The organism is Nocardia sp. NPDC004722 (genome assembly GCF_053601505.1).
This window is the reverse complement of sequence record NZ_JBSGBY010001019.1, coordinates 1-1,671: the sequence shown is the minus strand read 5'-3', so window position 1 is coordinate 1,671 and position 1,671 is coordinate 1. Positions and strand designations below refer to the sequence as shown.

Genomic DNA, 1,671 nt, shown 5'->3' with positions numbered 1-1,671 from the left:
GGAGATTCGCCCGCTGGACGCGCCCGCACCCGGTTCCAAGTTCGATCTCGAATGGATGCTGGCCGAACAGTTCGGCGACACGGGTGAACCGGCGGGCATGACCGCCTCCCTCACCTTCGCCACCGACCTGTTCGACCGCGTCACCGCCGCCGCCATGGTGGACGGCCTGCTCGCGCTCCTGGATGCGTTGAGCGCCGATCCCCTGGCGGCGGTCGGCACCCTCGCCGTCCCCGCGTCCACCGCGGGAGCGCTGCCCGAGCTCACCGTGAATCCCCACGACGAGCCCACGCCCGCGGTGAACCCGCGGCCCGCCCGCCGCGTCTACCGTGCCGCCCGCACCGACGCCGAACGCACCCTGGTGTCCGCCTTCGAAACCGTGCTGGAGACGCCGCGAATCGGCGTGGACGACAACTTCTTCGACATCGGCGGCAACTCCATGGGCGCGGTCCGCCTCGTCACCCACGTGCGCGAGACGACCGGCCTGCCCATGCCGTTGCAGTGGATGTTCCTCGACCCCACGCCCGCCGCGCTGGCCCGCCGCCTGACCGAGGCCGCCACCCAGTCCGATATCGATCCGGCCATGCGGGTGCTGCTGCCCATGCGGCCGCAGGGCGGCGCCCCGGCCCTGTTCTGCGTGCACCCTGCTATCGGATTGGCCTGGTGCTACGGCGGATTGGTGCGCTACATCGACGGCGCGCACCCGATCTACGGGATCCAGTCGCCCGGCGTCACCGACGGCGGCACCGCCGACCGCACCGTGCGCGAGCTGGCGCTGCGCTACGTGGAGGAGATCCGCCGGGTTCAGCCAGACGGCCCGTATCACCTGCTCGGCTATTCGGCGGGCGGCCCGCTGGCGCACGCCATGGCGGTCGAACTGCGCCGCCGCGGTGCGGAGGTGCCCGCGTTGATCATGATCGATTCGCGGGCCGATGTCGCGGTCCCGGACGACAGCGCCCTGCCGCCGCTGTCGATGCTGCTGTCGGAGTTCGGCGGCATCGACATCCCGCCCGAACTCGAGCACCTCGACGCCGCGCAAGCCGCCGAACTGCTGGCGGCGAGCGGCATCGGCTTCACCGCGACGGACCTGGAGAACTTCTACGGTGACCTGCGGCATCTGCTGCGGCAGATCGCCGCGCACCGGCACGAGGTGTTCGACGGGGAACTGCTGTTCTTCGCCGCGGCCTACAACCCGGACCCGAATCCGAACGTCACCACGTGGCGGCCCTACATCGGCGGAGCCATCCACGACCGCCCACTGCCCTACGGGCACAACGAGATGATCACACCCGAGGCCCTCGCGCTGATCGGGCCCGCGGTCAACTCCTACCTTCATCGCTGACTCGTCAGCGCCGACCCCGACTCGGCAGCGCAGACCCCGACTCGGGAGTGCGCGTCCCCGCGCTGGGGAAGAATGAGCGCTGACAACCCGGTCGGTGACGGAAGGTTCGGACAGGTGTCGAGGAACGGGCAGAAGTCGGTGTTCGAGAAGAGGCGGCTGCTGGGGGCGGCGGCGGTGGGGCTCGGTGCGCTCGGCGCGGGCGAAGTGATCGCCGCGGTCCGGGGCGGATCGCTGCTCGACGGCCTCGGCCGGCTGGCCGCCGACTACGCCCCGGTGCCGGTGGTCGAGACCATGGTGGCGCGCTCCGGTCGCCACGACAAGGAGATGACGCG

The 1,671-nt window shown here is 71.2% G+C and carries 2 protein-coding genes; both read left to right on the top strand.

Features of this window, described 5'->3' with window-relative positions:
- Nucleotides 1-1,339: thioesterase domain-containing protein (locus tag ACWELQ_RS45280; RefSeq protein ID WP_452403123.1), on the top strand; the 1,339-nt coding region annotated here is incomplete at its 5' end.
- Between the two features lie 114 nt (nucleotides 1,340-1,453).
- On the top strand, nucleotides 1,454-1,671 hold a 218-nt coding region (locus tag ACWELQ_RS45275), incomplete at its 3' end, for a hypothetical protein (protein ID WP_452403122.1).